Raw genomic sequence first — 25,373 nt, forward strand, 5'->3', positions numbered from 1 at the left:
CTGATGTCTGATAAGCTGAGTAGACGGCGGTACGTCGCCGGAACCGGAGCCGCGCTCGCCCTCGGAACGATCGCCGGCTGTTCCGGCGGTGGAGGGGACGGCTCTGACGGCTCTGACGGCTCTGACGGCGGGGACGGCTCCGACGGCGGCGACTCGGGCGGTTCCGGGGAGCCGCGCGACGACGTCCCGAGCGAGATCGACGACTACCTCGCGGACGCCCGGATGTACGACGGCACCATCGCGGACTACACCGGACAGGACCAGGTCACCGTCTCCGTCGGCGCCGGCGAGGGGCTGGCGTTCGACCCGGCGGCGATCCGGATCACCTCCAGCACGACCGTCGTCTGGGAGTGGACCGGCGAGGGCGGCGCCCACAACGTCGCCTCCGTAGAGGGGTCCGAGTCCGACTTCGACAGCGGGAGCGCGGTCAGCGAGGAGGGGACGACCTTCGAGCAGTCGTTCGACAACACCGGCATCCAGCTGTACAAGTGTACGCCCCACGAGGGGGTCGGGATGCTCGGCGGCATCGAAGTCGTCGAGAGCTAACGCCGCACTGCGCGCTCCTCAGTAGGCGTTCGATTTTTCCGAGGCGCGACGGCGACGACACCCGTAGCGGAAGCACCGGTCAGGTCGAATCGCCGGCATCGGCGTCGGACTCACGGGAGGAACGACCAGCGCACGTCGACGATGCGGTCGTGCTCACTGGTCACGGTCGGGCGGGCGAGGTGGTCGTTCGCATTGACCCCGACGTCGGCGAGTCCAGAGAGCGCCGCCTCCAGGGATCGGTCCGAGCGCTCGACCGCGGAGTCGCGCTCGTAGGGGGCGTCGATCGGTTCGTCGGGCGCGTTCGCGACGTCGACCTCGTCGGCGAGGTCGCCGCCGATGGCGCGCGGCGGCTGGTGGAAGCGCCAGTCGCCGACCGCGAGGAACAGCCAGACGTCGCCGTTGATCGCGTGGTACTCGCCGGTGACGTGCGCGTCCTCGTGGGCGACGAAACGTGAGAGGACCGCCGTCTTCGTCCGGTAGAGGGCGTCTTTCCGGGCGGAGCGGACGTTGCTCTCGGTGACGTCGCCGCGGTCGTAGGCGGCCGTCGCCTCGTCGGCGAACTGTTTCGCGACCTTGTTGACCACGTACAGCGATTCGAGCAGGTCGTCCGTCGGTTCGAGCGGGTCCACGGTGATGCCTCGGGGAGTGATCGCCGTGAGGTCGGCGCGTCGAGGCCAAAGGCGTTTCGGGGTCGTGCGGGCCTCGAACGCGCCGCCGCCCGGTCGGATGGTTAATTCTTTAAGCACGCGGCCGAACGCTCATTCAAGCAATGTCGGACGACTCGCTCAAACTGTACACAGCGATCTACGTCGCGCTCCTGGTCGCGGCGACGCTGAACTTCGTTCTCTTCGAGGCCGAGTTCCTCAACTTCACGTACGCCCAGGCGCTCGGCGGGACGCTGGTGATCGCGACCGTCAAGACGCTCCTCATCGTCGCCTACTTCCAGCACCTCCGGTGGGAGAACCGCTCGCTCAGCTACGTGATGGCGCTCGCGCTCGCGCTCACGATGCTGCTGATGGCCGCGGCGACCTACTCCATCTCTTAACCCCGCCGTCTCTTCGGTCCCCGGCACGCTCGCTTCTGCTCCGCTCCGTCCCGTCGAGCCGCCGCGCTCGTTCTCTCCGCTCCGAGTCACGACCGTACCGACCCGGCAGTTCTGACACGTTCGGCCGTGTTTTTTGTAGTCGTATGCGAACGGTACAGTATGGAACTCCGCGACGCCACCGCAGCCGACGTCGACGCGATCCGGGAAGTCGCCCGCGAATCACTGCTCGCCTCCTACGGGCACGCGGTCGACGAGGCGCTGCTCGCCGAGGCGGTCGACGAGTGGTACGACCCCGACGACCTCGTCGCGGACATCGGCGACGAGGGGACCGTGTGTCCCGTCGCCGTCGTTGACGAGGACGTGGTCGGGTTCGCCGAGAGCTACGTCGTCGGCCGCCGCGAGCGGGTCGGGGAGATCGACTGGCTCCACGTCCACCCCGACCACCGCGGCTCCGGCTTCGGCTCCGCGCTCCTCGAACGCGTCGAGGCGGAGCTCCAGGAGGCGGACGTCGACCGCATCGAGGCGCGCGTGCTCGTCGCCAACGAGGCCGGCACCGCGTTCTACGAGGCCGAGGGGTACGAGCTCGTCGGGGAGCGCCGGGTGGAGATCGGCGAGGAGACGTTCGACGAGCGCGAGTACCGCAAACAGGTCAGTCGCCTGACCGGCATCTCCGAGGGCGTCGTGGAGACGGGCACCGGCGACACCGTTTACGTCGCCTTCGACGAGAGCGAGCGCGGCTCCGAGGGCCCCTTCTACGTCGCGTACTCCGACCCCGAGCGGGAGCGGCGCTACGGCTACTTCTGCGGGAACTGCGAGGGAACGGACGTCGCCATCGACACGATGGACCGCATGGAGTGCGGCGACTGCGGGAACCGGCGGAAGCCGTCGCGCTGGGACGCCGCCTACTGAGCCGCGCGCGGCGATCGACCGATCGGTACGCGACGAGCCGGCCGACCTACAGCGTCTCTTTCACGCCTAACACGCGCTCTTCAGCCTCGCGACCGGGGTCCCACTCGCTTCCGTCTCGGTCGGTCTCCCGGTGTTCGGCGACGGTCCGCGCCATCGCCTCGTCGACGGGCGTCGACTCCCAGCCGAGACCGGCGAGCGCGCACGTGTCGAGCAGGTGCGGGTACTCCCTGTAGAGCGTGAAGTCGTCCGGTTCGAGCCCGCCGGCCGCGAGCGCGTCCCCGCTCGCGGGTACGACCTCGCAGTCGGTCCCGGCGGCCTCGGCGATCGCCTCCAGCGTCTCTTCGAGGGTGAGCGCTCGCCGGTCGCCGACGTTGTAGGCCGAGCCCGGCTCGCCGCGCTCGGCGGCGATCCGGAGCGCGCTCGCGACGTCTTCGACGTACGCGCGGTGCCAGAGGTTCTGGCCGTCGCCCGGGACGACCACGCGGTCGTGCGAGAGGACGCGGTCGATCCAGTAGTCGAGCCGCTCCGTGTAGTCGTACGGGCCGTAGACGATACAAGGGCGGACCGCGGTCGCGTTGACTCCCGCCTCGGCGGCGTCGAACACGGTCCGATCGCCTTCGGCCTTCCGGTTGCCGTACGTCTCCATGCTCTCGTCGGCCGCCTGTTCGGGGGAGCACGGGTGCAGCGGCGTCTCCCCCTCTCGCTTCGGGATCTCCTCGGCGGCGTAGCTCGAGCCCGACGAGACGTACACGTAGCCGTCGACGTCGGCGAACACGTCGACCGCGGTCTCCACGTCGCCGGGGTGGTAGGCGACGCAGTCGATCACGATTTCGGGCTCCGCGGAGAGCTTCGCCGTCCGGAGGTCGCGCTCGTTCGTCCGATCGCCCTCGACGTGCGTGACGCGGTCGTCGTCCGAGAACGGGTTCTCGTGGTTCCCGCGGTTCAGCATCGCCACCTCGTAGCCGTTCGCGAGCAGATCGGAGACGGTGTGTCGCCCGATGAACCGCGTGCCGCCGATGACGAGCGCCGTGTCGGTCATATCCTCTCTCGGTCCAGCGAGTTCAAAAGCGTGACCGAACCGGAACCCGGCGTGCGGAGGCGACGACCGGAGTTCAGTCGTCGCGGTTCGCGCGCGGCCCGTCGCCGCGCCAGCGCCGGTAGAGCAGGTACGCGATCCCGAGCCCGAGGAACCACGTGCCGACCCCGAACAGCGCGAACCCGATCCCGATCAGGAACTCTCCGGCCGGGAGTCCGAACATATCACGACTCGGCGTCTCGGCCACATAAACGCTCCGAGCGAGGGGCAGTTACACGGTCCCGGCGCGCGAACGTCGCCCCATGACAGACCGCAGTCGACGCCGACCGTGGCTCGCGGCCGTGCTCGCGCTCGTCGTCTCCGGCCTCGGACACGCGTACCTCCGCCGGTGGGGGCGCGCGCTCGGGTGGTACGTCGCGGTGACCGCGACGCTCGTCGTTATCGTGCCCGACGCGGCGGTGGAGGGACTCATCGCCGGCGACGCGCCGCCGGTCGCCGACGTCGCGCCGGCACTGCTCGTCGTCGCCGCCAGCGTGATCGACGCGTACGTCCTCGCGCTTCGGAACAACCGCGATCACGAACGCGAGCGACGCGCGGCGGCCGCGGAGCGGGCCCGGCCGGAAGCCTCCTCCGGGCGAACGGAAGCCGCGGCACCGCCCGACAGCTCCGGTCAGCCGACGGCCGACCGCGACGGAGAGCCCGACGCGATGTCGTGTCCGCACTGCGGCCGCGAGACCGACCCGTCGTTCGACTTCTGTCAGTGGTGTGCCGAGCCGGTCCCCGAGTGAGAGCCGCGCGGCGTACGGCGCGGGCTATCGGGCGCGGTCGAACGAGAAAAGCGAGAGCGACGGAAACGGAACGCGGCGGCGAACGCCGCCTCAGAAGAGGTAGAACAGCGGGAAGATGAACACCCAGACGATGTCGACGAAGTGCCAGTAGAGGCCGAAGTACTCGATCGTCCGCTCGTCCTCCATGTAGTGTCCCTGGTAGGCCCTGTAGAACAGGAAGCAGGCGATCAGGAGCCCTCCGACGACGTGGATGCCGTGGAGCCCGGTGGTGACGTAGTAGATCGACGCTTGGATCGGGTCGCCGTGGGCGTTCGAGCCGATCATCACGCCGCGGTCGAACACCTCGTGGTGCCATTCCCAAAGCTTGATTGCCAGGAAGGTGAACCCGAGCAGGATCGTCGCGCCGAGCGAGGCCAGCAGGCCCTTCCGGCTCTTCCGGTGGGCCGCGACGAGCGCCAGGATCACCGTGAACGATGAGGTGATCAGCACGAACGTGTTTATCAGGCCGGGGAGCGACTCCGTCAGCGGCTCCCACGTCATCCACCCGGCGTTGTACCGGACGAAGATGGCCGCCGAGAGGAACGCGCCGAAGACGATCACGTCGGATGCCAGGAAGAACCACATCCCCAGCTTCACCTTCTCGACGCCGTTGAAGGGCCACCGCTCGGCGAACTCGCTCGGCGGCGCGTAGAAGTCCTCTAACCCCCACTTCACGCCGCTGGCGATCATCCCGACGAGGCCGACGACGATGAACACCGGGTACACGACGTTCGATATCTCGACGCTCGTCGACGCGAGCGACTCGCCGACGACGAACGTGACCGCGTCGGCGAACCCGGAGAGCCCGAACATGAAGAATGCGGTCATCAGCGAGAGGGCGAACGGCCAGATGCTCGCGTGGCTCGGGTGTTTGTCCCAGTACGGGTACTCCTTGATGTGGTCGGAGTGCGTGTCGCCGCCGTCGGTCGCGGCGTTGCCGTCGCCGTCGGTCTTCACCGCGGGCCCGCCGTCGGGGACGAAGTCCTTCACGAACTCGAGCTTACCGGACGCGTACGACGGCCGGTTCGGCCAGTTCTCAAGCGGCGGCGGCGAGGAGACCGCCCACTCGGCGGTCCGCGAGTAGTCCCACGGGTTGTCGCCGGCGGGCTCGCCCGCGACGTAGGACTTCGCGAAGTTATAGAACATGATGAAGAAGGAGAACCCGAGGATGAACGCCCCGATCGTCCCGATCTGGTGGAACGTCTGGAACTCGGGGTTGTACTCGAAGACGCGGCGCGGGGTCTCCCAACCGAGGAACATCGAGAAGTACACCATATTGAAACTGACGAAGAAGATCACGAAGTGGAGCTTCCCGAGCAGCTCGTCGTACATCTTCCCGGTGATCTTCGGGAACCAGTAGTAGGCCCCGCCGAACAGCGCCGTCGCCCCACCGAACATCACGTAGTGGAAGTGCGCGACCACCCAGTAGGTGCCGCGGAACTCGTAGTCGAGCACGATGGCGCCGAGGAACACCCCCGTTATGCCACCGAGGATGAAGAGTAGGAGCGCGCCGAACGCGAAGAGGAACGGCGTCGTGAACTGGATCCGCCCCTTGATCAGCGTGTAGATCAGCGAGAACACGACGAGGTCGAAGGGGAGCGAGATGCCGATGGTGGTCGCCATCATCAGCGTCTTGATCTCCAGGTTGATCGTCGTGAGGAACATGTGGTGCATCCACACGAGGAACGACTGGACGGAGATGAGACAGATGGAGATGATGACCCACTTCCGCCCGACGAGCCGGCGACCGGAGAACGTCTGGAACAGCTCCAGCATGACGCCGAGCGCCGGGAAGAAGACGATGTACACCTCCGGGTGACCGAAGAACCAGAACAGGTGCCCCCACAGGAGGGAGCCGCCCTCGGTCGCCGAGAAGTACACAGAGCCGAGCACGCGGTCGGAGGCGAGAATAAGCCCTGCGGCGAGCATCGCGGCGAACGCGAACAGCATCATCCAGACGGTCGCGAGGATGCTCCACGTGAACATCGGCATATCCATGATTCCCATCCCCTCGGCACGCGAGTGGTGGATCGACACGAGGAAGTTCACTGACGAGGCCGTGACTCCGATGATGAACACCGCGAGCGCGAGGACCGCCCCCGTCGACCCGATGCTCGGCGTGTACATCGGGATATTGAGCGGGGCGTACATCGTCCAACCGGCGCTCAGCGTGCCGCCTTGGAAGAAGCTGATCCCCAGCAGTACGCCGGAGAAGACGTACATCCAGTACGAGAGCGCGTTCAGCCGCGGGAACGCCAAGTCGTCGGCGCCGATCTGTAGCGGGACGAAGTAGTTCGCGAAGCCGAAGGCGAACGGCGAGAGGAACCAGAACACCATTATCAGCCCGTGGGCCGTTACCGCCTCGTTGTACGCGAGTCCGGAGAGGACCTGGTTCGCCGGGTCCCAGAGCTGAACGCGGATCAGAAGCGCCAGCACGCCCCCGAACAGCAGGAAGAACAGCGCGGTGATCGTGTAGAGGATGCCGATGTCCTTGTGGTTCGTCGTCACGAGCCAGCGCTTGACCGAAGTCGTCGGCGGGAGCTCGCTCATACGGGAACACCTCCGGCGACGGCGCCGCTCACGCTGACGGCGTCGTCGATGCTGGCGGATTCGTTGCCGGTGGCGGATTCGTTGCCGGTGGCGGATTCGTTGCCGGTGGCGGATTCGTTGCCGCTCCCGGAGTCGTCACCCTCGGTGCCCTCGTACCACTCCTCCCACTCGTCCTGCGGGAGGACCGTGATCTGGCCCTTCATCGCCGAGTGTCCGGAGCCGCACAGCTCGAAGCATTCGACTCTGAACGTCGCTTCGCCGCCCTGCGCCTCAACCTCTTCGGAGCTCACGGAGAACCAGTTGGAGTTGGTCTCTCCGGGGATAGCGTCGGACTTTATCCGTAATTCCGACGAGCCGAAGTTGTGCCACACGTCCCGCGAGGTCACCTCGATGTCGATCCGCTGGTCGGCCGGCACGATCATCTCGCCGGTCGTGGTGTGGCCGTTCGGATACTCGTACTCCCAGCCGAACTGGTACCCCTCGACGAGGATCTCGATGTCGCCCTCCTCGCCGGTGTCGGGGCCCTCCTCGACGTAGAGGAGGATCCCGTACGCGTACACGACGAGACTGATGACGACGATCGCGCTCAGTCCGAACGAGAGGAAGAGCTTCTTCGCCTTCGGACCGCCCTGTCCCGTCGGGAGCTCGCCGACCGTCGGCGCGTCGAAGCCCTCTTTCGGTTCGCCCCCGTCGTCGCGGTACTTGTACACGTTCCACAGCGTGTACGCGACGACGATCGTACCGACGAGCGTACCGAGCGCGAGGAAGACGAAGAAGATCTCGTCGAAGACCTCCGCCTGCGCGCGCCAGTCGCTCCCCTGTTGCAGGATAATTGGATCTATCATGTTCGTCTGTCTGCTCTTGTTTCTCCCTTGGCGATGGCACACTTAGCTCTTGTGTAGCGTGACCGGAAGAGCCAGCTCGCGCGCCCGACCGAGCCGCCCTGACGACGTCGACATCGCAGGGTGACGGCGGGTCGATCCGCGCCTGACCGAGCGGTTCCGGCACGTCGTCCCGGGCGTGTATACGAAGGCTATTTGTACACGCGAACGGACCGCCTAATAACGAAACCCACCATGGTCTCACTCACGCTCTTGAGCACGGCACTAATGGGGCTGCTCGTCGCGGCCACATTCCTCGCCGTCGCGAAGGTCGGCGCGCAGCGAACGGCGCCCGGAACCGACGCGTCGCCCGACAGATACGCCGCGGTCGTCGGGGCGCTCCGGGACGTCTCGCAGAAACCGGTCGTCTGGGCCGTCGCGTTCGTCGCCATCGCGGTCGGCGTGGGCGGACTCGCCCTGCTGGCGGTCGGCGACTTCGGACTCCCGGAGGGGCTCTCGGGGAGCCTCCTCGGCGTCACGTACGCCGCGGTCGGACTGCTGGTGACCGGGTTCGTCTTCCTGGGCGCCTATTTCAGTGCCCGGGGGCGCGGGCTCGGCAACGCACACGGCGTCGCGGCGGGCTCGTTCGCCGCCGGACTCGTCTTCCTCGTCCTCATCGCGGTCCAGCTCCTCGTCGGCGTCGTCGGCTGAGTACGGTTCCGCTCCTCGTTTTCCGTTCGATCGTCTCGTTTCGACCACGGCCGTCCGATCGTCTCGCGTCGACCACGGGCACGCCCCGCAGCGGGGAGACGCGCTACGCGACCGCGACGCCGTTCCGGGCGAGGAAGTCGCTCGCGGCCTTGATTTCGACGGGGCTACCGATGATCCGGTAGTAGCCGTCGGCCTCGACGACGGTCACGGTGAACCGCTCCCGGAGCCGCTCTCCGAGGCCCTCGAGGGCGTGACACGGGAGGACGATCTGGGTGCTGTCACGGAGGCTCGACGGGTCGGGCATTCGACGTGCGAGACTCGTCGCACGTCGCGGATATAACCGTGTCGAAGCGTCGACACGATCGTGGCGGGTTCGCACGGTCCGGGGTGGCGTCGGGTTCGCGGTCGGATCCCCAGGCGGGCCGAAGGAACACCTTTAACGAGCCGAACGGCCGACTGTACGCCAATGGGACTGGAAGAGGAGATTGAGGACCTCCGCGAGGAGATCGCCAACACGCCCTACAACAAGGCCACGGAGGCCCACATCGGGCGCCTGAAGGCGAAGCTCGCGGAGAAGAAGGAGAAGCTGGAGAACCAGTCCTCCGCCGGCGGTGGCCACGGGTACGCGGTCGAGAAGCACGGCGACGCCACGGTCGCGCTCGTCGGGTTCCCGAGCGTGGGGAAGTCCACCCTCATCAACGCCCTCACCAACGCCGACAGCGAGGTCGGATCCTACGAGTTCACGACGCTCGACGTCAACCCCGGCATGCTACAGTACCGCGGCGCGAACATCCAGATCCTCGACGTCCCGGGGCTGATCGAGGGCGCGGCGGGCGGCCGCGGGGGCGGGAAGGAGGTCCTCTCGGTCGTCCGGACCGCCGACCTCGTGGTGTTCATGCTCTCGGTGTTCGAGATCGAGCAGTACGACCGCCTCCGCGAGGAGCTGTACGCCACCAACATCCGCCTCGACACGGAGCCGCCGAACATCAACATCCGGAAGACCCACAAGGACGGGATCGGAGTGACGATGAGCGACGACGTGAGCCTCGACGAGGGGACCGTCAAGCAGGTGCTCCGCGAGTACGGCTACGTCAACGCCAAGGTGACGATCCCCCACGACCTGACCATCGACGAGCTCATCGACGCGGTGATGGACAACCGAGAGTACCTCCCGTCGATGGTGACGGTGAACAAGGCCGACCTCATCGACAAGAGCTACCTCCCGACCGTCAAATCGGAGCTCCGCGAGCGCGACCTCGACCCCGACGACGTGCTCTTTATTTCCGCCGAGAAGGAGCTCGGGCTCGACGGGCTCAAAGACCGGCTCTGGAAGGAGCTCGGGCTCATCCGGATCTACATGGACAAGCCCGGTCGCGGCGTCGACTACGAGGAGCCCCTGATCCTGTTCGAGGGCGACACGGTCGGCGACGCCTGCCAGAAGATCGGCGGGGAGTTCGAGGAGCGGTTCAAGTTCGCTCGCGTCTCCGGCGAGAGCGCGAAACACGACGACCAACAGGTCGGGAAGAGCCACGAGCTGGCGGACGAGGACGTGCTTCGGATCGTCGCGCGGAAGTGAACGGGCCGAAGTGAACGCGCGAACCGGTCGCGCCCGACGCCCGCGGACCACGAGACCGCGACCTACAGGCCGAGTTCGCGCCCGAGCACGACGTGCTGTATCTCGCTGGTCCCCTCGCCGATCTCCATCAGCTTCGCGTCGCGGTAGAAGCGCTGGGGCGCGAAGTCGGTGGTGTAACCGTACCCGCCGAGCGTCTGGACCGCCTCCTCGGCGACCTCGCGGGCGGCCTCGCTGGCGTCGAGCTTCGCCAGCGCCGACTCCCGGGTGACGGACTCGCCGGCGTCGTACCTCGCGGCGGCCTTGTGCGTGAGCAGCCGGGCGCGTTCCGTCTGGCGGTGCATGTGGACGACCTTGTCCCGGATGGCGTCGAACTTCGCGATCGGTTTCCCGAACTGCTCGCGCTCGCCGGCGTACTCCTTCGCGGCCTCGTAGGCGCCCTGCGCGAGCCCGACCGACAGCGCCGCGATGGAGATCCGGCCGCCGTCGAGCGTCTTCATCGTCTGCGTCCAGCCGTCTCCCTCCTCCCCGAGCAGGCGGTCCTCGGGGATCCGCACGTCGTCCAGTTGTATCTCGCAGGTCGGCGAGGAATTAAGTCCCATCTTGTCCCAGACCGTCGTGATCTCGAAGCCGTCGTCGTTCTCCGGGTCGACGATGAACGTCGAGATGCCGTCGTAGCCGGCGCCCGGGTCGGTGACGGCCTTCACCAGCACGCTGTTGGCCACGTTGGCGTTCGTGATGAACTGCTTCGTCCCGTTCAACACGTACTCCCCCGCGTCCGCGTCGAACTCGGCGGTCGTGTCCATGTCGGAGGCGTCGGAGCCGCTCCCGGGCTCCGTGAGCGCCCAGGCGCCGATCTCGCCGCCCTCGGCGAGCGGGCGGAGCCACTCCTCCTTCTGTTCCGGCGTCCCGAACAGTTCGATCGGCTTCGCGCCGAGAGAGGTGTGCGCGGCGTACGAGAGGCCGATCCCGCCGGAGACGCGGCCGATCTCCTCGGTGACGAGGGCGTACATGAGCTGGTCGCCGCCGAGCCCGCCGTACTCCTCGCTCACGGGCACGCCCATCATGTCGAGGTCGTTCAGGTCGGCGAACACCTCGTCGGGGAACCGGTGCTCGTCTTCGATCTCCTGGGCGATCGGCCGGATCTCCTCCTCGCAGAACTCCCGCACCGTGTCGCGTATCATCCGGTGTTCCGCGGGCAGCTCGAAGTCCATAGGCAAGAATTGCGACCCGTCGGCATAAACGATGCGAACGACCGTGATCGATCGCGGGCGCTTCGACCGTCCCCGTTCTCCGCCATCGGTCTCCTTCGGCGGGCCGACTCCCGAGCGCCCGTGCCGGCCGTACGACTTGTTCCACGACCGAGCGGCCCGCCTCGGTCCCGACGCGGTCAGCGTCGGGGACCCCTCCCTGAACCGCCGCGGCTCCGAGACGCTCGCGCGGCGATCCCGCCCGAGGACGTGATTTAAGCGTCGCCGTCGCGTTCGGTCCTGACATGGAGCTCCGCCGGCTCGTACGCGGTCGCGTGGACTGGCCCGACATCGAGCGGGTCGCCCGAGAGCTGGCGGACCGGTACGACCGCGAGGAGATGCGGGTCCGGTTCCTCGACGCCGACAACTGGCTATCGACGCCGATGGTCCTCGACGACGACCTGTTCGTGAAGGTGATCACGAAGCAGAACACGCTCGTCCACACGCTGTTCACCACCGGGCGGAACCTCGGCGCCGTCTCCGCCGGCACCGAGGGGTTCTTCGAGCGCTACGAGACCCCCTACGAGATGGCTCGCCACGAGCTGGAGGCGACCCGAGAGGTCAGGGAGCTCGGAGTCAACGCCCCGGAGCCGATCGAGGCGCTGGAGGTCGGCGACCTCGGCGTCCTCGTCCTGGAGTACCTCCCCGAGTTCCGGACGCTCGACGAGCTCGATCGCGAGGCCGTCGCCGGGCTGGCGCCCGAGCTGTTCGCGACGCTCCGGACGATCCACGACGCCGGGCTCGCCCACGGCGACCTCCGGGCGGAGAACGTCCTCGTGCGGGACTGCGACCTGTACGTCATCGACGCGACGAGCGTGAGCGAGGAGGGTCGCGAGTCGGCGCGGTCGTACGACCTCGCGAGCGCGCTCGCCGCGCTGGAACCCCTGATCGGCGCGCCGGACGCGATAGACGCCGCGCTCGAGAGCTACTCGACCGACGAGCTGCTCGCCGCCCGTCAGTTCCTCGACTTCGTCGCGATCCGTCCGGACCACGACTTCGACGCCGCGGAGCTGAAAGGGGAGCTGGAGAAGCGGACGACGTAGGGACGAGGCCGGACGGAGTTTACCCGCCCAGGTACAGCTGCGAGACCTCGTCGTCGCTCAACAGCTCCTCCGGGGTGCCCTCGAACCGGACGGTCCCCTGGTCGAGGACGTAGCCGCGGTCCGAGATGCCGAGCCCCTTCGTCACGTTCTGCTCGACCATGAGGATCGCCGTGTCCATGTCGTTGACCTCCTGGACGTCCTCGAACACGTCGTCTGCGGTGTTCGGCGCGAGCCCCGCGGACGGCTCGTCGATGAGGAGCACGTCGGGCTCCATCACCAAGGCCCGGGCGAACGCGAGCACCTGCCGCTGGCCGCCCGAGAGGGTCCGCGCCTTCGCGTTCCGCTTCTCGTCGATGATCGGGAAGCGGTCGTAAAGCGTCGCGATCACCTCGTCGAGCCCGCCGTCGCGGGCGACGCCGCCCATGCGGAGGTTCTCGTCGATCGTCAGCGAGCCGAACACGTTGTCGGTCTGCGGGACGTAGCCGATCCCCTCGCGGACGATCTCCTCGGGCGCCATCCCGCCGATGTCGCGGCCGTGGTACTCGACGCTTCCGACCCACGGGGTCAGCATGCCGAAGGCCGTCTTGAGGACGGTCGACTTCCCGGCCCCGTTCGGACCGACGAGACAGACGATCTCGCCCGGATCGAGCCGGATCGAGCAGTCGTCGAGCACCTGCACTTCGCCGTACCCGCTGTCGACGTTCGACAGCGAGAGCACGGGATCGGTTCCGTCGCCGGCCGCTTCCGCGGGCCCGGTTCCGCCGTGAGCCCCCTCCGCGGGGCCGATGGTGTCGTCGCTCATGCGCCGCCTCCGAGGTACGCGTCGATGACGCGGTCGTCGCCGCGGACCCCGTCCGGCGTCCCCTCGGTGAGGACGTGCCCCTGATCGAGGACGACGATCGGGTCCGCCAGGTCCATCACGAACTCCATGTCGTGTTCGATGAGCAGGAACGTCGTCCCCTGCTCGTTGAGCCTACGGATCTGCGACTTCAGCTTCTTCGCGAGCGTCGGGTTCACCCCCGCCACAGGCTCGTCGAGCAGGAGGACCTCCGGCTCGGCGAGCATCGCGCGTGCGAGCTCGACGAGCTTCATCTGGCCGCCGGAGATGTCGGTCGCGGGCTGCGCCGCGAGGTGGTCGATCTCGAACTCCTCGAGGATCCGCTCCGCGTCGGCGAGGTTCGCCGACTCGCTCTCGCCGACCGAGCCGGGCGAGGCGAACAGCCTGAGAAACGACTCGCCGGGCTGGTTCCGCGGGCCGACCAGCATCGCCTCGCGGACCGTCATCCCCTCCAGCTTGCGCGGGGTCTGGAACGTCCGGATGAGCCCGTGTTCGGCGACCTGGTACGGCTCCATGCCGGTCACGTCGGTCCCGTTCACTTCCACGGTCCCGCCGTCCGGCTCGTAGAAGCCGGAGATGAGGTTGAACAGCGTCGACTTTCCGGCGCCGTTCGGGCCGATGAGCCCGGTGATCGTGCCGCGCTCGACGGCGAACGTCGCGTGGTCGGTCGCCGCGAGCCCGCCGAACGACTTCTGAAGGTCGTCGACCCGGAGGACGGCGTCGTCCTTGGGGAGGGCGCCCTCACTCATCGCCCCCACCTCCCTTGCGCTCCCGGACGCCGCTGTCCGGCGTCTCGGGCGCCCCGCCTCCGTCGACCGCGCTCGGCCAGATCAGCTCGCGCTGCGGCGGCAGGATTCCCTGCGGCCGGTAGCGCATGACGGCGACGATCACGACCCCGATCAGCAGCAGCCGCAGCGGCGCGGGGTCGATCGGGAGCGCCACGTCGTTCAGGAAGCGCGTCCCCTCGCGGATGGTGACGATCACGACCCCGCCGAACAGCGCCCCGCGGTTGGAGCCGCTGCCGCCTAAGATCACGGCGACCCACGCGTAGAACGTCGTGATCGGGTCCAGGTCGCCCGGCCCGACGTACAGGTTCAGGTGCGTGTAGAACACGCCGGCCAGCGCCATGATCAGGCTGCCGAGGACGAACGACTGCATCTTGAACGAGTACGTGTTCTTCCCGAGCGCCCGCGCGAGGTCCTCGTCGGATCGGATCGTGCGGAGCACGCGACCCCACGGGGACCGGTGCGCGCGCCGGAGGATTACGTACACCGCCCCCGCGAACGCGAGCACCAACAGGACGTTCAGCAGGGCCTGCCAGAACGAGGCCTCGAGGAAGATGGGCGATCCCGGAACGATCTCGAGGCGGAGCCCAGGCATCGCCTCCGGGAACGTCGACAGCACGGGCCAGCCCTTGAAGAACCCCGGGATCCCGCGGACTCCCGCACTGCCGTTCGTCAGCCACCGCTCGTTGAGCACGATCAGCCGCATGACCTCCGCGAGCCCGAGCGACGCGATGGCGAGGTAGTCGGCCCGGAGCCGGAGCGTCGGGATCCCGATCAGCAGTGCGAGCGCGAGCGCGACGACGAGCGCGACCGCGAGTCCGACGAGCGGGTTGAACCCGCCCGCGATCGGCGAGCCGCTCGCGGTCATCAGCGCGGAGCCGTACGCGCCGATCCCGAAGAACGCGGCGACGCTGAAGTTGATCAGGCCGGTGAACCCCCACTGGGCGTTCAGCCCGAACGACAGCAGCGCGTACATTCCCGCCAGTCCGACGAGGAACAGGAAGTAGGTCGGCCCGAGCGCGCCCGTGAGCAGCGCGGCGAGCAGGAACAGCAGGAACGCGACGCTGACGCCGAGCACCCACCCCTCCGGGCGGGTCAGCTCCGCGATCGCCCCCTTCGGATCGGTGAGGGCGCTCATGTGGCCGCCTCCCCGGCGATACCGTTCGGCCGGACGAGCAGCACCGCGACCATGATCACGAACGCGATGGCGTTCGCGTACTCGATGCTTATCAGGCTCTCCAGCGCCGCCGCGAGCCACCCCGGCCAGATCGGGAGCGCTTCGACGACGGTGGAGAAGAACGGCGTTAGCTGGTTTATCATGCCGATGAGGAAGCCGCCCGCCATCGCGCCGTAGACGGAGCCGATCCCGCCGAGGATCACCGCGGCGAAGATGACTAGGAGGAGGTTGAACCCCATCCGCGGCGCGAGTTGGTTGAACAGCCCGAGGAACACGCCGCCCGCGCCGGCGAGGCCGGCGCCGATGACCCACGTCCAGAGCTTGACTCGCTTCGTTCGGATCCCGCTGACCCGCGCGAGGTCGGGATTATCGGCCATCGCGCGCATCTTCCGGCCGAGGTCGGTGTACTGGAGCAGCACGTGGAGCCCGACGACGAGCACCACCGCCGAGCCGACGATCGCGACGTCGTGGAGCGTCACCCGGACGCCGTACGGCACCAGCGACTCGATCGGTCGCTGCGCCCGGATGTCGAACCGCGTGAAGTCAGACCCGAACCGGATCTGGATCAGCGCGCGGTAGATGAACGCGATCCCGATCGACGTGATCAGCAGGCCGATCGAGTCGATGTCGAGCGGCTCGTAGATCAGCTTCTCGGTGGCGACCGCCACGACCGCGGCCGCGGCGATCCCGACGACGAGCGCGAAGAAGAAGCCGAACGGGAGCCCGAGCACCGCGCCGCCGAGCCCGCCGACGGCGCCGAACGTCACGAGCGCCGCGTACGCGCCGATGGTCATCGTGTCGCCGTGCGCGAAGTTCGCGAAGTCGGCGATGCTGTACACGAGCGACAGCCCGATGCTCCCGAGGACGATGATGCTGCTGAACACCAGCCCGTTGGCCAGGTATCCGAGGACGGTCATGGGTCGGGATTAGCCTTCGACGAAGTCGATGCCTTCGTACGCGTGGTCTTGGACCTCGAGGACCTGCAGGAAACCGACCGGGTCCCCGTCCTCGTTGAAGTCGATGGGGCCGCTGACCCCCTGATAGTCGACGTCGTCCGGCCCGCCGCCGTTCGCGAGGATCTCGCTCGCGGCCGCGAACGACGTCACCGTCTCGCCCTCGGGGCCGGAGACGCGCCGGACGGTCTCCTGGAGCGCCGCGCCGGTGAACTCGTCGGCCGCCTGGATCGCGAGCGCGGCGTTGATGACGCAGTCGAAGGCGTACGACGCCCACGACGTCGGCTGTTGGCCGTATTCCGACTCGAAGGCGGACGCGAACTCCTGGTAGTTCTCCTCCTCGATCGGCGCGGAGGGAACGACGATCTTCATGCCGTTCATGCTCCCCTCGGGCGTGTTCTCGAGGACGCTGTCGCCGGAGACGGAGTCGGCGCCGTAGAACTGCGCCTCGTACCCGGAGGAGAACACCTCGTTGACCATCGTCGCGAACTCGGCCTGATACGTGATGAACAGCCACGCGTCCGCGCCGGAGCCGTTCATCTCCGAGATGACGCTGGAGTACGACTGCTGTTCCTGGTCGTGGGGGTTGTTGTAGACGACGTCGCCGTCGTACGCGTTCACGAACGCGTCGGTGAGGCTCTGCCCGTAATCGTTGTTGACGTAGGTGACCGCGACCTCGTCGTACCCGTCGTCGGCGATGATGTTCGACAGCGCCAGCGACTGGCTGCGACCGGACGGCGACATCCGGAGCAGTCCCGGGAAGTCGGTGAGGCTGAGGCCGGTGGAGTTCTGGCTCAATTGGACGACGTCGGCCCCCTCGACGACGCTCTCGTAGATGGCGAGCGAGACGCCCGAGCCGACCGCGCCGATGAGGAACGGGACGCCGTCCTGGTTGACGAGCTTCTGTGCGGCGGCGATCCCGCCCTGGTTCTCGCTCTCGGAGTCCTCGACGGCCAGCGAGAGCTCTCGCCCGTCGATGCCGACGTCGTTGACGCGGCTCAAGGCCATCTCGGCGCCGCGCTGGTTCCGCTCGCCGAACGCCGACAGCGACCCCGTCAGCGAGTCGACCATCCCGATCTCGTACGGATCCATCGACTCCCCGCCGTCGTCGCCGTCGGAGCCGTCGGAGCCGTCGGAGCCGTCGTCGCCGTCGCTCCCGTCATCGCCGTCGCCTCCGTCGGAGCCGTCGCTCCCGTCCCCGCCGTCGTCGGTCGTGCTCAGACAGCCCGACAGGGCGAGGAGCCCCGCACCGCCGGTCAGTTTCAGCAGCGTACGCCGGTCCGCCACGTCCGTGGTATCTCGTGACATATGTGACCTGATATTTCAGTTGCCATCCGGGTATCTTAACCCCGGCCCGTCCATGGTCGGGCCGGCCGCAGATGTTCCCCTCGGCCGCCGCGCGGTCCGTCACGGCGTTTTATTCGTTTTCAAGGACCTCACAACAATTGGTCGGGTGCCCATATATACGGGTGGAGATCCGCTGTCTGCACATGATTCCGCCCATCGCGAGTAACTTTGTCGCCGGGGAGACTCCCGAGGCGGCGCTCGCCCACGTCGAGGGGCTCAACGACCGCGGCGTGGCCGGCATCCTGAACCTGCTCGGGGAACACTACGAGGAGCGACCCCCCGCCGACGCCGACGCCGACGCGTACGTCGACCTCGTCGAGGCGATCGCGGAACGCGACGTCGACGCCTGCGTCTCGGTGAAATCGAGCCAGATCGGGCTCGACGTCGGCGACCGCGTCTTCGAGGAGAACCTCGCGCGCATCGTCGAGGCGGCCAACGCCCCGACGGCGACCGACGGCGACGACGGCTCCGACGGCGACGAGAGCGGCACGTTCGTCTGGATCGATATGGAGGACCACGAGACCACGGACGTGACGCTCGACGCCTTCGAGCGACACGCGGTCGAGACGGACGGCAACGTCGGCGTCTGCGTGCAGGCGAACCTGAAGCGGACTCGGGACGACCTCGAACGGCTCGCCGACCTCCCCGGGAAGGTCCGGCTGGTCAAGGGCGCGTACGACGAACCCGCCGAGCTGTCATATAAAAAGAAGGCCCGCGTCGACGAGTCGTACCGCGACTGCCTCGCGTACATGTTCGGGGCGTTCGACGGCGGCGTCGCCGTCGGGAGCCACGACCCGGCGATAATCGAGTACGCGACGGAGCTGTACGCCGACCACGGGACCCCCTACGAGGTGCAGATGCTGACCGGCGTCCGGGAGTCGGCGCAGTTCGAGCTCGCGGCCGACCCCGACACCGACGCGGAGGTGTACCAGTACATCCCGTACGGCTCCAAGTGGTTCTCCTACTTCTACCGGCGGATCCGGGAACGCAAGTCGAACGCGCTGTTCGCGCTGCGGGCGATCGTCGGGAACTGAGCGGCCCTCAAAAACTGAGCGGCCCTCGGGAACCGAGCGGGCTTCGGGAATCGGGCGAGCGTCTGCCCGAGCTACGGGTCCAACAGCTTCGACTCCGCCTTCCGGAGGTGTTCCAGCAGCGTCGTCTTCGAGACGCTCAGCTCCTCGGCGAGCTCGCGGGTCGACGCCTCGCGGGGCCACTCGTAGTACCCGGCCTCGCGGGCGTGTTCGTACACCTCGCGCTGGGTCGTCGTCAGCGTGTCGAGCCGCTGCTCGCGGGGCGTGCGCCCCGCGTACCCCGACGACGACATCGACTCCACGGTCACTTCGGCGCCGGAGTCCGCCTGAACGCCGTCGAGCGACTCCCGGATGTCGGTGCGCTCGCCGACGAAACACACCTGCCACTCCTCGCGGCCGTCCTCGATCCGGACCGGCGCGCTGTGAACGAAGCCGTGTTCGAGCAGCGTCGGACACACCATGTCGGCCGGGTCGTACTCCAGGAAGAACTCGCGGACGACGTTGCCCGGCGCGTCCCGCGCGCGTCCGAATCGCTCCTTCAGTTCGAGGAGGTTGCCCGCGCGGTCGGAGTCGCGGATCGCGTCGAGCAGTTCCTCGACCTCCTCGTTCGTGTCGGCGAACGCGGTGAACAGGCCGTTCACCGAGTTCGGCGCGTCGGCGTCGGTCCGCGGCGAGTTGTAGATGGCGTGCGCGAGGACGCCGCCGTCGGTGCTGCTCGTCGCGTCGATCGCCCAGCAGTTCGGATGCCACAGGTCGAGCGTCAGTCGAGTCCCGGCCCACTCCTCCGCCCCGTTCGCGTCGGTCGTTGCCATTAGTACCGTTTCAATGGTACCGCATCACAAAGGCTCTGCCGACCATGGTCGGGTGGGATATTTGAACGTGGCGGCGGAAACGACCGCCCATGGCGCAACCGTATCAACACTACATCGACGGAGAGTGGGTCTCGGGCGAGGGCTCGGAGACGTTCGAGAGCGAGAACCCGGCGACCGGGGAGTCCCTCGGCGAGTTCCGGCGCGGCGCCCCCGAGGACGTCGACCGCGCGGTCGACGCGGCGGACGAGGCGTTCGACGAGTGGCGCGAGCTGTCCCGGATCCAGCGCGCAGAGTACCTCTGGGACGTGTACCACGAGCTGCGCGAGCGAACCGACGAACTGGGCGAGGTCGTCACCAAGGAGTGCGGGAAGGAGATCAGCGAGGGGAAAGCCGACGTGGTCGAGGCCGCGCACATGGTCGAGTGGGCCGCGGGCGACGCCCGCCACCCGTCGGGCGACATCGTCCCCTCGGAGATCCCGTCGAAGGACGCGTACATGCGGCGGAAACCCCGCGGCGTCACCGGCTGTATCACCCCGTGGAACTTCCCCGTCGCCATCCCCTACTGGCACATGGCCATCGCGCTGGTGGAGGGGAATACCGTCGTCTTCAAGCCGGCCGAGCAGACCCCGTGGTGCGCGCAGATCATCGCGGAGATGTTCGACGACGCCGGGATCCCCGACGGCGTGTTCAACATGGTACAGGGGTTCGGCGACGCCGGCAACGCGATCGTCGAGAACGACGACGTCGAGACGGTCATCTTCACCGGCTCCGCCGAGGTCGGCCACCTGATCCAGGACAAGCTCGGCGGCGTCGCCGGCAAGCGCGCCGCCTGCGAGATGGGCGGCAAGAACGCGATCGTGGTCACGGAGGAGGCGGATCTCGACGTCGCGGTCCACTCCGCGGTGATGTCCTCGTTCAAGACCACCGGCCAGCGCTGCGTCTCCTCCGAGCGCCTGATCGTCCATACCGACGTGTACGATGAGTTCAAAGAGCGGTTCGTCGAGGTCGCCGAGAGCGTCGCCGTCGGCGACCCGCTCCAGGAGGACACGTTCATGGGGCCGCTCATCGAGGCGGAGCACCACGAGAAGGTCGCCGAGTACAACCAGCTCGCCCGCGATGAGGGCGTGAACGTCCTCGTCGACCGCACCGACCTCGACGCCGACGAGATCCCCGACGGCCACGAGGAGGGCCACTGGATCGGGCCGTTCGTCTACGAGGCCGACCCCGACGAAGACCTCCGGTGTACCCACGAGGAGGTGTTCGGACCGCACGTCGCCCTCCTCGAGTACGACGGCGACATAGAGCGCGCGGTCGAGATCCAAAACGACACCGAGTACGGGCTCGCCGGCGCGATCGTCTCCGAGGACTACCGGCAGATCAACTACTACCGCGACCGCGCCGAGATCGGGCTGGCGTACGGGAACCTCCCCTGTATCGGCGCCGAGGTCCAGCTCCCCTTCGGCGGCGTCAAGAAGTCCGGCAACGGCTACCCCTCCGCCCGAGAGGCCATCGAGGCGGTCACCGACCGCACCGCGTGGACCCTGAACAACTCGAAGGAGATCGAGATGGCGCAGGGGCTCTCGGCCGACATCAAGACGAAGGACGACTGAGACCGGTCACCGCCGCGCCGCATCCGTTTTATTCATTTCATCAGTTATTCGACCGCGTCCAGCGCCGCGGCGACGGCCTCGCTCGGACCGTCGGCGTCGGCGAGCGCGCCGCGAGCGACCAGCCGCTCACGGGGTCGGCCGACCGGCTGCGGGACCGACTCCGTCGCGAGCAGTCCCGCCTCCCGGAGTTCCCGTTTGATCCGCGTGAACGTCGCCGAGCTCCCGAGGCCGGCCTCCTCGCAGGCGCGACGCAGGTCGCGGTCGAGCGCGCCGTGGCGGACGCCGACGACGTACGCGCGACGCCGCGCGTCGGCCAGGTCCGGCCCGTCGGGTTCGATCGCGGCGTCCGCGGCGCCCGCGACACCGTCGCCCTCGACGGCTCCGGGGTCGATCGCCCGGACCACGTCGTCCGCGACGGCGACGCCGCAGCGCTCCCGGACCGACTCGTGCATCCGCCGGCGGCTCGGCGTTCGCAGGCGGCGCTCCTCGGCCGATTCGACGAGCGGAACGTAGCGTTCCCGGAGCGCCGGATCGTCGCCCACGCGACACCACCTCGCCGGCGAGTCGGCGCTCGCATCGACGCCGTCTCGGTATCCGCCGGCGACGAGCACGGACCCCGTTTCCCGACCGACGAGCGCCGCGTTCGGCTGCGGCTCCGTCAGCGTCAGGAGCTCCACCGCGCCCGTCTCCGCGAGCGCCGCGAGCCTGCTCGCGGGTCGGAATCCGTCGGTGACGGCGTCGACCGCGCGGTCGCTCGCGAGAACGGCGAGCGCCGGGAGCGACGAGGAGAGCGCGTCCGACCGGTCGGGGCGGTCTCCCGTTGCGGCGGGAGCCTCCGTCGCGGCCGGTGAATCCCCACCCGACGCCTCGACTCGCAGCGTCTGGACGGACGGCTCGACGACCCCCGGCGCCGCCGCGCGGTACGCCTCGACGACCGCCGTCAACAGCGACGGAGTCGGGTCCACGAGCACCGGATCGACGAACCCGCCGATCGGTTCGGGTCCGTCAGCGAACGGCAGGATCGGCTCGGTGGACACACCCGCACCTACGCCGCGGACGAATTAAGAATGGCGGCGGATGCCCGCTCTCGGCACCGCCGGCCGGGAGGTATCGGTCCGTTCGGCCCGCGTTCGCCCCCGTCCGATCGTCCGCGTCTCAGAGAACGTCAACGCGGGTGACGTGACCGCCGCAGCCGCACTGTTCGACGTACTCTGGGTCGACATCGCCGCGCTCCTCGCGGAGCGCGTCGTAGAGGAACTCCTCGGGGTGGCCGAGGTCGCCGTGAGTGACCAGGTTGACGCGGTTTCCGGCGGTCGTGTGGTCGATCGCCGCGAGCGCGTCGCGGACCGCGAGCTCCGGGTCCCCGGCGTACTTCGGCGTCTCCAGGTTCGCCGACCAGGAGTTGTCGTGGACTCGGTCGGTGATCGGTTCGGCGGTCTCGTCGTGGTCGTGGTCGTCGGTGGATGCGGTCATGGGTGTGTCGTCGGTGGTCGTCAGGGGTCGGTAGTCGTCAGGGGTCGGTGGTCGTCAGGGATCGAGAGTAGCTGTCTGGGGCCGTCGGCGATTGTCCGGGGCGACGGACGGTGCGGCCGCGATCCCGGCCGAGCCGGTCTACGGATCGACGGCCGCGACCTCCGTCTCCTCGTCGACGGGGTGACTGGGCAGGTCGTCGACGAACTCCCGGACCACCGTCCGCTCGACGCGCTGGAGCGTCTCGCTACAGGTCGACTTCGCGATGCCGACGTGCTCCGCGACCTCCGTCAGGGTGGCTCGGCGCGGCACGTCGTAGTAGCCGAGGTCGACGGCCGCGAGCAGTAGTTCCCGCTGTCGGTCCGTCAACAGGCGAGCGGGGTTGACGCGTTGCCGCACGCGCTCGACCTCGAACTCCAGACCGAGGTCGCTCAGCCGCCGGCCCATCTCTGCGACGCGCTCGTGTTCGCCGGTGACCTCGACCTCCGCCACGCCGTCCTCGATGTCCAGCGGCATCTCGATCGGGAGCCCGGAGCGCTTCGCGGCCAGCAACAGCAGCGGGGCGTCGGTCTCGATCCGGACGGTCGCGACGCCGTCCTCGCGGGCCATCACCGACACCGAGGCCAGCGCGTCGTGGGACTCCATCGCCGACAGGACCGCGTCGACGTCGCGGGCGCTGACTCTGACCAAGGCGAAGCCGGCGCTCTCGCCGGGGACCGCGGTGAGCACGCGGAACCCCGCGTCGGGGAACTCGCGCGAGACGTCGGCTATCCACGGTCCGTCGGGCAGGTCGACGAGGAGGCGTGCTTGGGGCATGGGTGGGTGGTCGGTCGTCGGTCGGTCGCGGTCGTCGGCCGGGTCGTCGGTCAGTCGCGGCCAGCTGTCAGTCGCGGTCGTCGGTCGGAATCGTCGGCCGGGTCGTCGGTCAGTTGCGGTCGTCGGCCGGGTCGTCGGTCAGTCGCGGCCGTCGGCCGGGGTCGCCGCTCGGTCGCAGTCGTCGGTCGGAATCGTCGCTCGGTCGCCGCGGCGTTACTCCACGTACACCGCGCCCTTCATTCCGACCGCCTCGTGGGGGGTACAGACGTAGGCGTGCACGCCGGACTCCTCGAAGGTGTGCTCGAACGTGTGGCCCGCCTCGCCGACGGTCTCGCTCTCGAAGTTACCGTCGGAGCCGGCGACGTTATGCTGTCCGCCCTCCCCAGTCCACTCCCAGGTGACGGTCGTCCCGGACGATACCGCGACCGCCGCCGGGCCGAACGCCAGTCCGTCGCCGGCGCCGACGTCGACGGTCACTGAGTCGGCGTCCGTCATGTCGGCCGTCCGCTCGTAGTTGGTGGCGTCGTCGAGGAAGCCGCCGTAGTCCGGCTCCTCGGAGAGGTACTGCTGGTCGCCGCTGCCGCCGTCGCTGCCGTCACTTCCGTCGCTACCGTCGCTGCCGTCACTTCCGTCGCTGCCGCCGCTACCGCCGCTGCCGCCGCTGCCGCCGTCGCCGCTACCGCCGCAGCCGGCGAGCGCGGTGGTCACACCGAGCGCCGCAGTCGTTCGAACGAACGTTCGCCGGTCGAGTGTGCGTCGGGTCATGCGCTTCGGCGTAGGGTAGTAGGGGGAATACCTTCGGCGGGAATTCCCGTGCCGCGGCGTCGGGAGGCGAACTATTCGGGGCGGAGTATAAAAGGGATCGAGGGAGGTGCGAGCGTCTCCCTCCGTTCAGGCGGGCTCTATCGTGACGTGCCACTCGTCGGCGGCGACCCGCTCGGTCTCGTGTTCGAAGCCGCGGTCCGCCAGCACGTCGTACAGCGGGGCCGGTTCGAAGTCGTTCACGAGCCGCAACCGCTCGTCCGGCCCGAGCTCGTCGAGCGCGTCGCTGATGACCGGAAACGGCGGATCGTCGCGCTCGCGGACGTCGAGCACCGATTCGGCGTCGTTCATATCCGATCGCACGCGGCGGTCCGACATGCACGTTCGCGGGAACATGTTCGACCGACGCGGCGCGCGGCGGCGCGTCTCGCTCGACTCCGCGACGGAAACCGCCAGCGGCGTTCAGAAGGGAATCGTCGGACCGCCCGCGCCGTCGTCGTCCTGAGCGCCCGTTCGATCGACGCCTGCCGGGTCGGCGTCGGCCCGGTCGTCGTCACTCGCCCCGCCGTCACCCACCTCGCCGTCGCCGGACTCGAGCCGTTCGAGCCGGTCGTTGACCGCCTCGCTCCCGTTGAGCGAGGGGTCGACGCGCACCCGGACCAGGTCGTAGCCGTGGTCCGCGACGGCGTCGAACGCGCGGAAGGCGCCCACCGCCAGCGGCTCCGCCTGCGGACAGAACGCCGTCGTCGGCGTGAACTCGGCGCGGAGCGTCGTCGGGTCGTCGGCCTCCTCGGCGTAGCGGAATCCGGCGTCCGGATGCCGCGGGTCGAGGTTGAGCCGAGCGAGGTTGTAGCCGAACGTGGCGTCGTACACGCCGTGTTCCTCGAAGGCGTCCGCGGCGTGACGGTGCACGGCGACGTGGTCCTCGCCCGCGAGGACGTCGCGGTCCGCGAGGAAGGCGCCCGGCTTCGGGACGTGCTCCGACACGAACTCGTTCTCGTCGTCGAACTCGGGCTCGGAGCCGCCGAGGAAGCTCATCGGCCGGCCCCCGCGGCGCTCTGAGTGTCCGTCGTCGTCTCCCCGTCCGTCGTCGCTCCGCCGTCCGTCGTCGCTCCGCCGTCTGTCGCCGCCTCGCCGTCTGTCGCCGCCTCGCCGTTCGCGACCCAAATCGCCGTGACGACGCCGTCGTCCGTCTCGACCGCGTCGTGCGCGTAGCCGCGGTCGTCGAGCTTCGGGAACAGGAACTGCGGAACTCGGTCGTTGCGCTGGACGAGAACGGTCTCGGCCGGCAGGTCGGCGAGCAGTTCGAGCGTCCGCCGAAGCGGCTCCGGCGGGCCGAGGTCGGCGACGTCGAGCGTCTCGACCGGCCGGTCCGTCGGCGCGTCGGTCTCCTCGAGGGCCGCTGTCTCCCGTGACATGGACCTGAGTTCGTTCTCCGCGCGCCCGTCGTTTACCCCGAAC

At 68.5% G+C, this 25,373-nt stretch carries 29 protein-coding genes; 9 read left to right on the forward strand and 20 right to left on the reverse strand.

The genetic code is table 11. From position 1 onward, the window contains the following. The first annotated feature begins 3 nt into the window (after positions 1 to 3). Positions 4 to 546 (forward strand): halocyanin domain-containing protein, encoded by a 543-nt coding sequence (locus tag DJ73_RS03470; RefSeq protein WP_094557296.1) that lies wholly within the window; start codon positions 4 to 6, stop codon positions 544 to 546. Positions 547 to 656: 110 nt separating this feature from the next. Here DJ73_RS03470 and DJ73_RS03475 read toward each other — a convergent pair whose 3' ends face one another. Beyond that, on the reverse strand, positions 657 to 1,175 hold the full coding sequence (locus tag DJ73_RS03475) for a hypothetical protein (RefSeq protein ID WP_094557297.1): 519 nt from the start codon (positions 1,173 to 1,175) through the stop codon (positions 657 to 659). A 140-nt stretch (positions 1,176 to 1,315) separates the two neighbouring features. On the opposite strand from DJ73_RS03475, the gene DJ73_RS03480 reads away from it, so the two are divergent. Next, the gene (locus DJ73_RS03480) at positions 1,316 to 1,591 is read left to right on the forward strand and encodes a cytochrome C oxidase subunit IV family protein (protein ID WP_094524056.1); all 276 of its coding nucleotides are present in this window, start codon (positions 1,316 to 1,318) and stop codon (positions 1,589 to 1,591) included. A 159-nt stretch (positions 1,592 to 1,750) separates the two neighbouring features. After that, on the forward strand, positions 1,751 to 2,500 hold the full coding sequence (locus DJ73_RS03485) for a GNAT family N-acetyltransferase (RefSeq protein ID WP_094557298.1): 750 nt from the start codon (positions 1,751 to 1,753) through the stop codon (positions 2,498 to 2,500). A 46-nt stretch (positions 2,501 to 2,546) separates the two neighbouring features. Here DJ73_RS03485 and DJ73_RS03490 read toward each other — a convergent pair whose 3' ends face one another. Both DJ73_RS03490 and DJ73_RS20120 read right to left on the reverse strand, forming a co-directional pair. Further along, the gene (locus tag DJ73_RS03490) at positions 2,547 to 3,539 is read right to left on the reverse strand and encodes an NAD-dependent epimerase/dehydratase family protein (protein WP_094557299.1); all 993 of its coding nucleotides are present in this window, start codon (positions 3,537 to 3,539) and stop codon (positions 2,547 to 2,549) included. Between the two features lie 73 nt (positions 3,540 to 3,612). Further along, positions 3,613 to 3,759 (reverse strand): hypothetical protein, encoded by a 147-nt coding sequence (locus tag DJ73_RS20120; protein ID WP_170938263.1) that lies wholly within the window; start codon positions 3,757 to 3,759, stop codon positions 3,613 to 3,615. A gap of 79 nt (positions 3,760 to 3,838) precedes the next feature. On the opposite strand from DJ73_RS20120, the gene DJ73_RS03495 reads away from it, so the two are divergent. Then, on the forward strand, positions 3,839 to 4,324 hold the full coding sequence (locus DJ73_RS03495; RefSeq protein WP_094527746.1) for a zinc ribbon domain-containing protein: 486 nt from the start codon (positions 3,839 to 3,841) through the stop codon (positions 4,322 to 4,324). Positions 4,325 to 4,414: 90 nt separating this feature from the next. Here the strand turns inward: DJ73_RS03495 and DJ73_RS03500 are convergent, their stop codons facing one another. Together DJ73_RS03500 and coxB are read right to left on the reverse strand one after the other, a co-directional pair. Continuing rightward, entirely contained in the window at positions 4,415 to 6,913 is a 2,499-nt protein-coding gene (locus tag DJ73_RS03500; protein WP_094557300.1) for a cbb3-type cytochrome c oxidase subunit I, read from the reverse strand. Then, positions 6,910 to 7,758, reverse strand: a complete 849-nt coding sequence (coxB, locus tag DJ73_RS03505) for a cytochrome c oxidase subunit II (protein ID WP_094557301.1) — start codon at positions 7,756 to 7,758, stop codon at positions 6,910 to 6,912. The genes DJ73_RS03500 and coxB overlap by 4 nt, the downstream gene beginning before the upstream one ends. A gap of 231 nt (positions 7,759 to 7,989) precedes the next feature. Here coxB and DJ73_RS03510 point away from each other — a divergent pair, with 231 nt between their 5' ends. Continuing rightward, positions 7,990 to 8,445 carry a hypothetical protein gene (locus DJ73_RS03510; protein ID WP_094524050.1) on the forward strand — a complete coding sequence of 152 codons (456 nt, stop codon included), beginning with the start codon at positions 7,990 to 7,992 and terminating at the stop codon, positions 8,443 to 8,445. Between the two features lie 103 nt (positions 8,446 to 8,548). On the opposite strand, the gene DJ73_RS03515 is transcribed toward DJ73_RS03510, so the two are convergent. Further along, on the reverse strand, positions 8,549 to 8,749 hold the full coding sequence (locus tag DJ73_RS03515) for a hypothetical protein (RefSeq protein WP_094524049.1): 201 nt from the start codon (positions 8,747 to 8,749) through the stop codon (positions 8,549 to 8,551). A gap of 162 nt (positions 8,750 to 8,911) precedes the next feature. Here DJ73_RS03515 and DJ73_RS03520 point away from each other — a divergent pair, with 162 nt between their 5' ends. Then, entirely contained in the window at positions 8,912 to 10,021 is a 1,110-nt protein-coding gene (locus DJ73_RS03520) for a GTP-binding protein (RefSeq protein WP_094524048.1), read from the forward strand. A gap of 62 nt (positions 10,022 to 10,083) precedes the next feature. Here the strand turns inward: DJ73_RS03520 and DJ73_RS03525 are convergent, their stop codons facing one another. Beyond that, positions 10,084 to 11,232, reverse strand: a complete 1,149-nt coding sequence (locus DJ73_RS03525) for an acyl-CoA dehydrogenase family protein (protein WP_094527749.1) — start codon at positions 11,230 to 11,232, stop codon at positions 10,084 to 10,086. Positions 11,233 to 11,513: 281 nt separating this feature from the next. On the opposite strand from DJ73_RS03525, the gene DJ73_RS03535 reads away from it, so the two are divergent. Then, positions 11,514 to 12,311 carry an RIO1 family regulatory kinase/ATPase gene (locus DJ73_RS03535; RefSeq protein WP_094527750.1) on the forward strand — a complete coding sequence of 266 codons (798 nt, stop codon included), beginning with the start codon at positions 11,514 to 11,516 and terminating at the stop codon, positions 12,309 to 12,311. Positions 12,312 to 12,330: 19 nt separating this feature from the next. On the opposite strand, the gene DJ73_RS03540 is transcribed toward DJ73_RS03535, so the two are convergent. Genes DJ73_RS03540 through DJ73_RS03560 form a run of 5 tightly spaced genes read right to left on the reverse strand, consistent with a single transcriptional unit; the run spans position 12,331 to position 17,372 of the window. Beyond that, positions 12,331 to 13,113 carry an ABC transporter ATP-binding protein gene (locus DJ73_RS03540; RefSeq protein ID WP_217900338.1) on the reverse strand — a complete coding sequence of 261 codons (783 nt, stop codon included), beginning with the start codon at positions 13,111 to 13,113 and terminating at the stop codon, positions 12,331 to 12,333. Then, the gene (locus DJ73_RS03545; protein ID WP_094524044.1) at positions 13,110 to 13,898 is read right to left on the reverse strand and encodes an ABC transporter ATP-binding protein; all 789 of its coding nucleotides are present in this window, start codon (positions 13,896 to 13,898) and stop codon (positions 13,110 to 13,112) included. Before DJ73_RS03545 ends, DJ73_RS03540 begins: the two co-directional genes overlap by 4 nt. After that, positions 13,891 to 15,072, reverse strand: a complete 1,182-nt coding sequence (locus DJ73_RS03550; RefSeq protein WP_094524043.1) for a branched-chain amino acid ABC transporter permease — start codon at positions 15,070 to 15,072, stop codon at positions 13,891 to 13,893. Before DJ73_RS03550 ends, DJ73_RS03545 begins: the two co-directional genes overlap by 8 nt. Further along, complete coding sequence (locus DJ73_RS03555) at positions 15,069 to 16,028, reverse strand: branched-chain amino acid ABC transporter permease (RefSeq protein ID WP_094524042.1); 960 nt, start codon at positions 16,026 to 16,028, stop codon at positions 15,069 to 15,071. The genes DJ73_RS03550 and DJ73_RS03555 overlap by 4 nt, the downstream gene beginning before the upstream one ends. Positions 16,029 to 16,037: 9 nt before the next feature. Next, on the reverse strand, positions 16,038 to 17,372 hold the full coding sequence (locus tag DJ73_RS03560) for an ABC transporter substrate-binding protein (protein WP_094557302.1): 1,335 nt from the start codon (positions 17,370 to 17,372) through the stop codon (positions 16,038 to 16,040). 182 nt (positions 17,373 to 17,554) lie between these two features. On the opposite strand from DJ73_RS03560, the gene DJ73_RS03565 reads away from it, so the two are divergent. Then, positions 17,555 to 18,445 (forward strand): proline dehydrogenase family protein, encoded by an 891-nt coding sequence (locus tag DJ73_RS03565; RefSeq protein ID WP_094557303.1) that lies wholly within the window; start codon positions 17,555 to 17,557, stop codon positions 18,443 to 18,445. A gap of 71 nt (positions 18,446 to 18,516) precedes the next feature. Here DJ73_RS03565 and DJ73_RS03570 read toward each other — a convergent pair whose 3' ends face one another. After that, complete coding sequence (locus tag DJ73_RS03570; RefSeq protein ID WP_094524039.1) at positions 18,517 to 19,254, reverse strand: helix-turn-helix domain-containing protein; 738 nt, start codon at positions 19,252 to 19,254, stop codon at positions 18,517 to 18,519. A gap of 89 nt (positions 19,255 to 19,343) precedes the next feature. Between DJ73_RS03570 and DJ73_RS03575 the strand changes: the two genes are divergently transcribed. Continuing rightward, positions 19,344 to 20,864, forward strand: coding sequence for an aldehyde dehydrogenase family protein (locus tag DJ73_RS03575; protein ID WP_094527754.1), 1,521 nt, complete (start codon positions 19,344 to 19,346; stop codon positions 20,862 to 20,864). 44 nt (positions 20,865 to 20,908) lie between these two features. Here DJ73_RS03575 and DJ73_RS03580 read toward each other — a convergent pair whose 3' ends face one another. The 7 genes from DJ73_RS03580 to DJ73_RS03610 form a co-directional block, all read right to left on the reverse strand. Next, positions 20,909 to 21,901, reverse strand: a complete 993-nt coding sequence (locus DJ73_RS03580) for a DUF5821 family protein (RefSeq protein ID WP_094557304.1) — start codon at positions 21,899 to 21,901, stop codon at positions 20,909 to 20,911. Between the two features lie 118 nt (positions 21,902 to 22,019). After that, positions 22,020 to 22,337 carry a CGCGG family rSAM-modified RiPP protein gene (locus DJ73_RS03585; RefSeq protein ID WP_094557305.1) on the reverse strand — a complete coding sequence of 106 codons (318 nt, stop codon included), beginning with the start codon at positions 22,335 to 22,337 and terminating at the stop codon, positions 22,020 to 22,022. A 138-nt stretch (positions 22,338 to 22,475) separates the two neighbouring features. After that, positions 22,476 to 23,150 (reverse strand): helix-turn-helix domain-containing protein, encoded by a 675-nt coding sequence (locus DJ73_RS03590; RefSeq protein WP_094524035.1) that lies wholly within the window; start codon positions 23,148 to 23,150, stop codon positions 22,476 to 22,478. Between the two features lie 213 nt (positions 23,151 to 23,363). Beyond that, positions 23,364 to 23,915 carry a halocyanin domain-containing protein gene (locus DJ73_RS03595; protein ID WP_094557306.1) on the reverse strand — a complete coding sequence of 184 codons (552 nt, stop codon included), beginning with the start codon at positions 23,913 to 23,915 and terminating at the stop codon, positions 23,364 to 23,366. A 126-nt stretch (positions 23,916 to 24,041) separates the two neighbouring features. Then, the gene (locus DJ73_RS03600) at positions 24,042 to 24,263 is read right to left on the reverse strand and encodes a DUF2249 domain-containing protein (RefSeq protein WP_094557307.1); all 222 of its coding nucleotides are present in this window, start codon (positions 24,261 to 24,263) and stop codon (positions 24,042 to 24,044) included. Between the two features lie 111 nt (positions 24,264 to 24,374). Beyond that, a complete protein-coding gene (locus DJ73_RS03605) occupies positions 24,375 to 24,950 on the reverse strand; it encodes a hypothetical protein (RefSeq protein ID WP_176451069.1) in 576 nt (191 codons plus the stop codon). Then, positions 24,947 to 25,330 carry a DUF2249 domain-containing protein gene (locus tag DJ73_RS03610; RefSeq protein ID WP_094557308.1) on the reverse strand — a complete coding sequence of 128 codons (384 nt, stop codon included), beginning with the start codon at positions 25,328 to 25,330 and terminating at the stop codon, positions 24,947 to 24,949. Before DJ73_RS03610 ends, DJ73_RS03605 begins: the two co-directional genes overlap by 4 nt. Between the last annotated feature and the right edge of the window lie 43 nt (positions 25,331 to 25,373).

Source organism: Halorubrum sp. Ea1, assembly GCF_002252965.1.
Classification (GTDB): Archaea; Halobacteriota; Halobacteria; order Halobacteriales; family Haloferacaceae; genus Halorubrum.

Excerpts from the sequence above, each read along its gene's own strand:
- DJ73_RS03470 (WP_094557296.1), top strand. The coding sequence starts at position 4 with ATGTCTGATAAGCTGAGTAGACGGCGGTACGTCGCCGGAACCGGAGCC.
- DJ73_RS03480 (WP_094524056.1), top strand. The coding sequence starts at position 1,316 with ATGTCGGACGACTCGCTCAAACTGTACACAGCGATCTACGTCGCGCTC.
- DJ73_RS03485 (WP_094557298.1), top strand. The coding sequence starts at position 1,751 with ATGGAACTCCGCGACGCCACCGCAGCCGACGTCGACGCGATCCGGGAA.
- DJ73_RS03490 (WP_094557299.1), bottom strand. The coding sequence starts at position 3,539 with ATGACCGACACGGCGCTCGTCATCGGCGGCACGCGGTTCATCGGGCGA.
- DJ73_RS20120 (WP_170938263.1), bottom strand. The coding sequence starts at position 3,759 with ATGTTCGGACTCCCGGCCGGAGAGTTCCTGATCGGGATCGGGTTCGCG.
- DJ73_RS03495 (WP_094527746.1), top strand. The coding sequence starts at position 3,839 with ATGACAGACCGCAGTCGACGCCGACCGTGGCTCGCGGCCGTGCTCGCG.
- DJ73_RS03500 (WP_094557300.1), bottom strand. The coding sequence starts at position 6,913 with ATGAGCGAGCTCCCGCCGACGACTTCGGTCAAGCGCTGGCTCGTGACG.
- coxB (WP_094557301.1), bottom strand. The coding sequence starts at position 7,758 with ATGATAGATCCAATTATCCTGCAACAGGGGAGCGACTGGCGCGCGCAG.
- DJ73_RS03510 (WP_094524050.1), top strand. The coding sequence starts at position 7,990 with ATGGTCTCACTCACGCTCTTGAGCACGGCACTAATGGGGCTGCTCGTC.
- DJ73_RS03515 (WP_094524049.1), bottom strand. The coding sequence starts at position 8,749 with ATGCCCGACCCGTCGAGCCTCCGTGACAGCACCCAGATCGTCCTCCCG.
- DJ73_RS03520 (WP_094524048.1), top strand. The coding sequence starts at position 8,912 with ATGGGACTGGAAGAGGAGATTGAGGACCTCCGCGAGGAGATCGCCAAC.
- DJ73_RS03525 (WP_094527749.1), bottom strand. The coding sequence starts at position 11,232 with ATGGACTTCGAGCTGCCCGCGGAACACCGGATGATACGCGACACGGTG.
- DJ73_RS03535 (WP_094527750.1), top strand. The coding sequence starts at position 11,514 with ATGGAGCTCCGCCGGCTCGTACGCGGTCGCGTGGACTGGCCCGACATC.
- DJ73_RS03540 (WP_217900338.1), bottom strand. The coding sequence starts at position 13,113 with ATGAGCGACGACACCATCGGCCCCGCGGAGGGGGCTCACGGCGGAACC.
- DJ73_RS03545 (WP_094524044.1), bottom strand. The coding sequence starts at position 13,898 with ATGAGTGAGGGCGCCCTCCCCAAGGACGACGCCGTCCTCCGGGTCGAC.
- DJ73_RS03550 (WP_094524043.1), bottom strand. The coding sequence starts at position 15,072 with ATGAGCGCCCTCACCGATCCGAAGGGGGCGATCGCGGAGCTGACCCGC.
- DJ73_RS03555 (WP_094524042.1), bottom strand. The coding sequence starts at position 16,028 with ATGACCGTCCTCGGATACCTGGCCAACGGGCTGGTGTTCAGCAGCATC.
- DJ73_RS03560 (WP_094557302.1), bottom strand. The coding sequence starts at position 17,372 with ATGTCACGAGATACCACGGACGTGGCGGACCGGCGTACGCTGCTGAAA.
- DJ73_RS03565 (WP_094557303.1), top strand. The coding sequence starts at position 17,555 with ATGATTCCGCCCATCGCGAGTAACTTTGTCGCCGGGGAGACTCCCGAG.
- DJ73_RS03570 (WP_094524039.1), bottom strand. The coding sequence starts at position 19,254 with ATGGCAACGACCGACGCGAACGGGGCGGAGGAGTGGGCCGGGACTCGA.
- DJ73_RS03575 (WP_094527754.1), top strand. The coding sequence starts at position 19,344 with ATGGCGCAACCGTATCAACACTACATCGACGGAGAGTGGGTCTCGGGC.
- DJ73_RS03585 (WP_094557305.1), bottom strand. The coding sequence starts at position 22,337 with ATGACCGCATCCACCGACGACCACGACCACGACGAGACCGCCGAACCG.
- DJ73_RS03590 (WP_094524035.1), bottom strand. The coding sequence starts at position 23,150 with ATGCCCCAAGCACGCCTCCTCGTCGACCTGCCCGACGGACCGTGGATA.
- DJ73_RS03595 (WP_094557306.1), bottom strand. The coding sequence starts at position 23,915 with ATGACCCGACGCACACTCGACCGGCGAACGTTCGTTCGAACGACTGCG.
- DJ73_RS03600 (WP_094557307.1), bottom strand. The coding sequence starts at position 24,263 with ATGAACGACGCCGAATCGGTGCTCGACGTCCGCGAGCGCGACGATCCG.
- DJ73_RS03605 (WP_176451069.1), bottom strand. The coding sequence starts at position 24,950 with ATGAGCTTCCTCGGCGGCTCCGAGCCCGAGTTCGACGACGAGAACGAG.
- DJ73_RS03610 (WP_094557308.1), bottom strand. The coding sequence starts at position 25,330 with ATGTCACGGGAGACAGCGGCCCTCGAGGAGACCGACGCGCCGACGGAC.